Annotated in this window: 9 protein-coding genes and 1 pseudogene; all 10 read right to left on the reverse strand. The window is 67.9% G+C overall.

Annotated elements, in window-relative coordinates; genetic code table 11:
• Positions 1–91: 91 nt before the first annotated feature.
• Positions 92–250, reverse strand: a pseudogene (locus tag GXY35_07600) (arsenate reductase ArsC).
• Complete coding sequence (arsB, locus tag GXY35_07605; protein NLW94438.1) at positions 247–1,437, reverse strand: ACR3 family arsenite efflux transporter; 1,191 nt, start codon at positions 1,435–1,437, stop codon at positions 247–249. Before arsB ends, GXY35_07600 begins: the two are co-directional and overlap by 4 nt.
• Complete coding sequence (gene arsM / locus GXY35_07610; protein ID NLW94439.1) at positions 1,434–2,321, reverse strand: arsenite methyltransferase; 888 nt, start codon at positions 2,319–2,321, stop codon at positions 1,434–1,436. The genes arsB and arsM overlap by 4 nt, the downstream gene beginning before the upstream one ends.
• Before the next feature lies 1 nt (position 2,322).
• Positions 2,323–3,027, reverse strand: a complete 705-nt coding sequence (locus GXY35_07615) for a tetrahydromethanopterin S-methyltransferase subunit A (protein NLW94440.1) — start codon at positions 3,025–3,027, stop codon at positions 2,323–2,325.
• Between the two features lie 379 nt (positions 3,028–3,406).
• A complete protein-coding gene (locus GXY35_07620; GenBank protein NLW94441.1) occupies positions 3,407–4,105 on the reverse strand; it encodes a cytochrome C biogenesis protein in 699 nt (232 codons plus the stop codon).
• 19 nt (positions 4,106–4,124) lie between these two features.
• On the reverse strand, positions 4,125–4,547 hold the full coding sequence (locus tag GXY35_07625) for a thioredoxin family protein (protein NLW94442.1): 423 nt from the start codon (positions 4,545–4,547) through the stop codon (positions 4,125–4,127).
• Entirely contained in the window at positions 4,547–5,848 is a 1,302-nt protein-coding gene (locus tag GXY35_07630; GenBank protein NLW94443.1) for a permease, read from the reverse strand. Before GXY35_07630 ends, GXY35_07625 begins: the two co-directional genes overlap by 1 nt.
• 19 nt (positions 5,849–5,867) lie before the next feature.
• Complete coding sequence (locus GXY35_07635) at positions 5,868–6,104, reverse strand: thioredoxin family protein (protein NLW94444.1); 237 nt, start codon at positions 6,102–6,104, stop codon at positions 5,868–5,870.
• A gap of 59 nt (positions 6,105–6,163) precedes the next feature.
• Entirely contained in the window at positions 6,164–6,508 is a 345-nt protein-coding gene (locus tag GXY35_07640; GenBank protein NLW94445.1) for a winged helix-turn-helix transcriptional regulator, read from the reverse strand.
• Positions 6,509–6,694: 186 nt separating this feature from the next.
• Positions 6,695–8,149, reverse strand: a 1,455-nt coding sequence (locus GXY35_07645) for a hypothetical protein (GenBank protein ID NLW94446.1), incomplete at its 5' end; no start/stop codon positions are given.

The raw sequence follows: 8,149 nt of genomic DNA on the forward strand, positions 1-8,149 counted from the left end.
GCGTGCCGTCCCTGCCGCTTTTCATCCTGGAGTTTTCGCGCCGCTCGATCGGGGCGAGGATTCGCTCCCGGAGAAGGGAGCGCGCACTTTTCTCCTTCATGACCTCGCCGGCGCGGGGATTGACCCGCCCCGACGGTTTCGAATCGGCGTTGTATTCCCCGACCGCACCCTCCCCCGGTGCCCGCGCGAACCGCTCCGCCGTCTGGCTCCGGCATGCATTCTCGACGCAGACGAACAGGATCCGCTTCATGCCCCTGCCGCTTCCCGGAACCACCCCTTCGTTTTCGCGCAGATCCGGACCAGCCAGAGCATCACGGGCACCTCGATGAGCACCCCGACCACCGTGGCGAGCGCCGCCCCCGAGGAGAGGCCGAAGAGAAGCGTCGCGGTCGCGATGGCGACCTCGAAGTGGTTCGAGGCCCCGATCATGGCGCTCGGCGCCGCGTCCTCGTAGCCGAGGCGGAGGACCTTCGCCAGCCCGTAGGTGATCCAGAAGATCAGCATCGTCTGGAGGAAGAGCGGGATGGCGAGCCAGAGGATGGTGAGCGGATTGGCGGTGATGATCCCGCCCTTGAACGAGAAGAGGAGGACGAGGGTGGCGAGGAGCGCGATGATGGTGACCGGGGTGAGGACGTGGAGGAACCGCTCCCTGAACCAGTCGATCCCCTTCGCCCTGACGATCCATCTCCGCGAGTAGTACCCCGCGACCAGGGGCAGCGCCACGTAGATCGCGATCGAGAGGACGAGCGCCTGCCACGGGACAGGGATGCGGCCGACGCCGAGGAGGAAACCCCCGAGCGGCCCGTAGAGGACAAGCATCGTGAGCGAGTTGATCGCCACCATCACGAGCGTGTGCCCGTCGTTCCCCCTGGCGAGGTACCCCCAGACGAGGACCATCGCCGTGCAGGGGGCGATGCCGAGGAGGATGCAGCCGGCGAGGTAGCTCCGCCAGAGCGGCACCTCGAGCATCCTCGCCCCGTTGTGCAGCACGACCCTGCCCGCCCCGTAGACCGCCCCGAGGTCCAGGTTGAGCCCGAGCGGCATCTTCACGTGGTCCACCGCGTCGGCGCCTATGAAGCGGATGAACAGGGTCCCCAGGAAGAAGACCGCGATGGCATACATCGTGAACGGCTTGATCGCCCAGTTCGCGAAGAGGGTGAGCGCCACGGGCTTCGGCGTCCTGCCCGCCTTGATCACCTCCGCGAAGTCGATCTTCACCATGATCGGGTACATCATGAAGAAGAGGCAGATGGCGATGGGGATCGAGACCACCGGTGCGCCGCCCACGTGGATGGCGAGGCCGTCCAGGAACGTCGCGAGCCCCGGAGCGACCCGCCCGAGTCCGATCCCCGCGAGGATGCAGAGGATGACCCAGACGGTCAGGTACCGCTCGAAGAACCCGAGCCCCCGCGCGACCGCTTTCGCCTCCGCGTTCATCGTCCCGCCCTCCCCTTCCGCGCCTCCCTCCTCCCCGGCTCCGCCTTGACCGCCCTCACCTTGACGCTCAGGACCGACTCCTCCAGCTCCTTGAGCCGCGCGGGGTCCCTCCCGTACGCCTCGACGACCGCCCCGGCCGTCAGATCGTGCGCCATGTCGCCCATCGGGAAGACCTGCTCGTCGACGACGTCGACCTCCCCGAATCCGGCCGCCCGGACGGCCCCCAGGTACTCGTCCACGAGGACCGCCCCCGAGATGCAGCCGACGTAGGCCGAGACGGAGTCCCGTATCTCCTGCGGCAGCTCCCTGCGCAGGACGATGTCGGAGACCACCAGCCGCCCGCCGGGCTTCAGGACCCTGAAGACCTCCCGGAACACCTTGCGCTTGTCGGGGGAGAGATTGATCACGCAGTTCGAGATGACGACGTCCACGGACGAGTCCTCGACGGGGAGCTTCTCGATCTCCCCGAGGCGGAACTCGACGTTCGCGAGCTCCCAGCTCTTCGCGTTCCCGCGCGCCTCCTCGATCATCTCGGGCGTCATGTCCACGCCGATCACCCTCCCCGTCCTCCCCACCCTGAGGGACGCGAGGAAGCAGTCGAAGCCGGCCCCCGAGCCGAGATCAAGGACTGTCTCGCCCTCCTTCAGGGAGGCGTGCGCGAGCGGGTTCCCGCATCCGAGGCCGAGGTTCGCCCCCTCGGGAACCGCCTTTAGATCCTTTTCCGAGTAACCGATGTTCGCGCTTATGGACTCGGCCGTGCCCCCCGAACAGCAGGAGGACGAAGGACCGCAGCACGACCCCTTCCCCTTCGCCACCTTGGCGTACCCCTCCCGAACGAACCGCCGCATGCGGGCCCCGTCGGAACCGCCGCTCCCCTTCCTCATCTCATCCTCCCTCCCGCCGCTTCTTCTCCGCCATCCGCTCCCGCACCCACTCGACCATCGCGCGGCCCTTCCGCATCTGCGCCCGCTCCTCCCCGGTCCTGGGCTCCTTTTCCGGATGCGTGACGCGCCAGCTGATCCTGCCCGTGAGCGGCGGCTTCCGCAGCGCCCCCGGGTCGAAGAGGCGATAGCCCCGGAACCCCGTCGGCTCCTCCTGGTAGCAGGCCTGCACCGCGCCCCTGACGAGGTCCGCGCCGCCCTCGTTCAGGAAGTCGATGAGCGTCACCTGCTCCCGGAACCGCTCGATATGCTCCATCGGGATGTTGAAGAGGTAGGGGGTGGGCGATTCCGAGCCGATGATCCGCTTCCGCGCGTCCACGCCGTTTTTCAGGAGGGCGGCGACCGCCGCGCCCGTCAGGTGCCCCGGGGACTCGGGGCCGAGCTGGACGAGGTAGCGGATGTTCGGGTTCGCCGTGATATTGAGGATGACCTTCTCGAGGCCGATGTTCTCCGTCTGGAGCGTCCCGGCGAGGGCGGCGCCCGACTCGACCGCCGTGCGCACGAGCATCTCGTAGTCGGGGGGCGTCTCCTCCCGCCTGCGGTTGAGGATGACGCAGACGGCGACGGGGGAATAGTCGTTCCCGCGGAGGTAGCACCCCTCCTCGGGCGGGTACTCCGGCGACGGCTCGGCCTTGTGCGGATCAGTCATGCGCCACTCCCCCCCCCGGCTGGCGCTTTCGTTTCTTCCGGGCCGGGGCGGGGGCTCTTCCCCCCGCCGGGCGGCGTCCCCGGGGGGCTCTGCGTCCTCTCTCCCGGCGGAGGATGTGACCGATCGCATATCCCGTCCTTGTCCGTGTCGACATACAGCCCGCACGCCCCCGGGGCCGGACCGTCCGACGTGCCCCGCGGGCACTGGTTCCAGTGCCCGCGGACGGGTGCGCCCGTGGCGGCGAGCACGAGGACCGCGAGGAGCCAGCGCCACGGGTGCGCCTTCAGGTAAACCGTTGCGCACATCGCACACCTCCTTCATCGCCCGCCGGGCTTGTCCGGTGGAGGGTTCATATCCGCCGGGCCGGTCGGGCCCCGCGTCACGCCGTGAGGATGAGGTAGACCCCCCCGAGGATGACGAGGACGCCGCAGATCTTCCTGAGGATCACCGCCCCGCCCGAGCGCTCGTTCCAGTTCAGGTAGTGCTGGACTGACTCGGTGAAGGTGCCCGCGAGCACGATCACCGCGCAGTGCCCGACGCCGTAGGCGAGGAGGAGCAGGATTCCGTACCAGAGGCGCGTCTCGGCGAGGCGGAACGTCACCGCGAGCATCGGGGCCATATAGGCGAAGGTGCACGGCCCCAGCGCGACGCCGAACAGGAGCCCCAGGATGAAGGCGGCGAGGGCCCCGCGGCGCCGCATCCCGACCTGCCCCGGCCCGGACCACGGCATCGGGACGAGCCCGAGCAGGTGGAGCCCGACGACGATGAAGATGGCCGCGACGAGGTACGTCCCGTACGCCCCGATGTCGCCCAGCATCCTCCCGGCGGCCGCCGTAAGGACCCCGACCGCGGCGATGGTGAGCAGGATGCCCGTGGCGAAGAGCGTCGAGATCCAGAACGCCCTCCGCGTGGAGATCCGTCCCTGCTCGTCGACGAACCCCACGATGAGCGGGATGCTCGCGAGGTGGCAGGGGCTCAGGAGGATCGAGAGCAGGCCCCAGGCGAACGAGGCCGCAAGCGCCACGGACGCCGCCCCCTCGACCGCGTGCGTCAGGGAGATGAATACGCTCTCGAGCATCCGTCTCCTCCCAGGACAGTCACTTCAGTTCGACGCCGAGCTTCCTCCACTGCGCGAGGATGTCGTCCCTCGACATGAACCCCTCGTGCCGGACGAGCTCCGTGCCGGAGGCGTCCAGAAAAACCTGCGTCGGGATGAGTCGGACGCCGTACTGCCGGGCGGCGTCCCGGTTGTCCCCGACGTCGATGAACTCCACGTCGAGGCGCCCCGCGTACTCCTTCTTCAGCTCGGCAAGGATCGGCGCCATTCTTTTGCACGGGATGCAGAACGTCCGCCCGAGGTCCACGAGCTTCGGCACGCCGCACGGGGCCTCCGACGCGGGGGTGGGCGTCGCGCCGACGTCCGCCGCGGGGGCACGACAGCATCCCCCGTCGGCGTACTGCCGTGCGGCCATGAGCGACGCGACACCGACGAGCGCCGCGAGTAAAAGCATCTTCTCCATCATCCGATTCTCCCGTAGAGCATCCCGACAACCGTGGACATCGCCACCACCAGGAGCACGAAGACCGCCGTCTTCTTCACCCCCAGCACGCTCCGTATGACGAGGATGCTCGGGATGGAGAGCGCCGGGCCGGCGAGCAGGAGCGCCAGCGAGGGCCCCTTCGCCATCCCCAGCTTCTGGAGGGCCTGGACGATGGGGATCTCCGTGAGCGTCGCGAAGTACCAGCACGCCCCGATGGACGAGGCGACGAGGTTCGAGACGACCCCGTTGTCCCCGACGAGGCCCGCCACCGCCCGCTCAGGCACGAGCGCCGAGACGAAGCCCGTGACGAAGACGCCTCCGAACAGGAGCGGCACGATCAGCTTTGAGAAGACCCAGGTCTGCGCCATCCACTCGCCGAACTCCGCCCGCGTGAACCAGGCGAGGCACATCGCCCCGACCGCGAGCCCCATCAGGGCCGCGAGCCGCCAGCGGACCCGGTGGACCTTGACGGTGAAGCTCTCCTCCTGCGAGATCGAGCGGATATCCTCCCGCTTGAGCTCCAGATGCTCTCCCGCCTCGCCGTTCTTGAAGACCTGGAAGTTCACGACGTCGCGCGTGTCGTACCGGATGTTCCCCTTGAGCTCCCGGCCGTCGTGCATCACGACGGTGAAGTTGCCGGGCGTGGCCCAGTCCGAGAAGACGAGGAAGAGCACCATGCAGAGGAAGAAGAGGGAGGTCTTCCAGAGGGGGCGCGCGGAGGGGTGCTCGACGAGGGCGAACCCCTCCGCCCTGCGCGTCTCGCCCCGGCGGAAGATGACCGCCATCAGGAGGCCGATGACCACGGCGAAGACCACGGACCCCGCGACGCGCCAGACGCCGAGCTCGAAGCCGAGCACGCGCGCCGAGAGGAAGATCGCCATCACGTTGATCGCCGGGCCCGAGTAGAGGAAGGCGCAGGCGGGCCCCAGGCCCGCCCCCATCGTGTAGATCCCCGCGAACATCGGGAGCACGCTGCACGAGCAGACCGCCAGGATGCACCCCGAGACGGAGGCGACGCCGTAGGCGACCGCCTTGTTCGAGCGGGGGCCGAGGTGCTTCAGGACGGCGGCCTGCGACAGGAACGCCGCGATCGCCCCCGCGATGAACATCGCCGGGACGACGCACGGGAGCGTGTGGTTGCGCGCGTACCACTGGAGGAGGCGGAACGCCTCCGTCAAGGCGGCGTCGAACCTCGGGCTCCCGAGCGGCACGAAGTACGCGAATACGAACACCCCGGCGAGCAGGGCGAATGTGCCCGCCTCCCTGCGGTTCACGGTCATCGGTTTTCCTCCTTCGAGCTCACCCCCCCGGGAACAACCTCTTGATCTCCTCCGCCCCCGGCACCTTCCCCGCGCTCCTCACGACGCCGTCGACGGCGAGGGCGGGCGTGATCATCACCCCCCGCTTCACGATCTCCGTGAGCTCCGTCACCTTGACGATCTCCGCCTGCACGCCCGCCTCCCGCACCGCCTGCTCGGCGTTGGCGAGGAGCTGCGCGCACTTCGGGCACCCGGTGCCGAGGATCTCGATCTTCATGACGGCCTCCATAGATGTATCGTTATGCCGCTATATGCCGAACGAAAAATATATGTCGCCTATCTCCTCGGACACAGAACCTCCCTGCGCGCGGCGCGGAGCTTTTCTCGGTCGTCTGCGATCTGGGGATCCTCGTTTCCCCACCGCCCCAGTGTTGCGAGCAGCGTATCGCCCGCCTCGCTCATCCCGCGCGACAGCGAGTAGATCGTCCACTGCCCGTTCTTCACGTCCTGGACGAACCCCGCATTCCGAAGGATCGAAAGGTGGCGGGAGACGCTCGACTGCGCGATCCCCATCACATGCGTGATCTCGCAGACGCAGAGCGGCCGCACCTCGAGCATCTTGAGGATGCGGAGGCGGTTCCGGTCGGCGAAGGCCTTGAACTTCCTCTCGATTTCTCTCATTGCCGTCATATCGCCATATCCATATCTTTCTATATGATCCCACACCCGACACTCGGTGTCAATACCCGCGTGAGATATTTTTTGCCGCAGGGCTGACGTGCGTCTGCCTTCACCCCGGCACAATCCCAGGACAGACTTACGTCTGCCCTACGAAAAGAGGTGTGAGGCGGAGGGGGAACGTGGGGATCAGCCCTTCTTCTCCTTGAGCAGCTCCCGCGGCGCGCAGGGGGCGAGGCCGAGCGACGCCACGACAAGGTCGGCGATGCCGCGCCACTTCGCGCTCACGAGCCGGTAGTTGTGCGGGTCCACGATGCTGTCGCGGGTGAGGATATAGCAGAGGCTGATGTTCTCGTCGCCGTACCTCGGGTGCCCGATCACGAGCCCCTCCCACGGGACGCCGACGGAGAGGACGAACTCGTCGTCGCTCTTGACCTGCGACAGGAGGCAGCCGTCCCGCACGCGGGAAAGCTTCCCGTCCTCCGCGCGGTAGATCCCGGCGGTGAGTCCGCCGCGGGCGGCGAAGGTCCCCTTCCCCCTCGTGTAGAGCGTGAGCGCCGAGCCCCTGATCCGGGGAAGGGCGCGGTTGTACCCCTCGATCTCCGCCCTCGAGATCTCCCGGATCTCGAACCACTCGGCGAGGTGGAAGAAGGTGAGCGGCACGCTGTCCTCCCGCGCCTGGAAGTCCGCCAGGTACTGCGACTCCCCCACCATCCGCGCGTTCACCTCGCTGACGCAGATCTCCTTCACCCGGTTGTCCCCGTCCACGGTCGAGAGGAAGTCCACGCCGAAGTTGCCGCGGTAGCCGTTCTCCCCCATCCACCTCCCGATCCGCTTCACCACGTCGTGCATCAGGCGCACCTGCTCCTCGGAGAACGCCTCGACGGTGTAGTCCGAACCGATGTACTGCCCGGGGAGCTTGACGAAGTACGGGTCGCCGACGACCTGGATGTCCGGCTGCGACACCGCCACCGTCCCGTTCACCACGCAGCCGGTGCAGTTGGGGCTCGGCCCCGAAAGGAACGGCGTGATCTTCGCCGAGGTCACGGCGAAGGCGTGGCCCATCAGACGCCGCTTCTCCTCGATCACCCGCGCGAACTCCTCCTCGCTGAAGACGAACTCGGTGCCCCTCCCCGCCTGCGACAGCGGGGTCTGTATCACGAAGCCGTCCCCGAACCGGTCGGCGAGCCTTCGGTAGTCGAGCGCGGAGAACGGGAGGACGATGCTCTCCGGCGGCATCGGGATGCCGATCCTCCCCGCCTCCTGGGCGAGGCGCGCCTTGAACTCGAAGAAGTCCTGCATCACCTTCGTGTGCGCGAGGAGTCTCCAGTGCGGGGCGCGGGAGAAGATGAACTCGTGGATCGGGGCCGACGGGGCGAACGGGGCCAGGCACGGTTTCCCCCCGAGCGAGGCGACGTGCGCGGCGATCTCGTCGCCGTGGTCGCGCAAAAAGTTCAGGTAGAAGTCGCCGTTGTCGCCCATCCTGACGCCGTTCATCCTCTCGAAGGAGAAGACCCGTGTCCCCCACTCCGCCTCGATGTGGCGCGCCACCTCGTCGCCGTAGTAGAGGCCGACGATCGTCGAGACGGGGAGGAAGTGGCGGAACATGTCCGCCCCGATCGGGCCGAGCCCGTGGTAGACGAG

The organism is Chlamydiota bacterium, assembly GCA_012729785.1.
Classification (GTDB): Bacteria; Auribacterota; Tritonobacteria; order UBA1439; family UBA1439; genus UBA1439.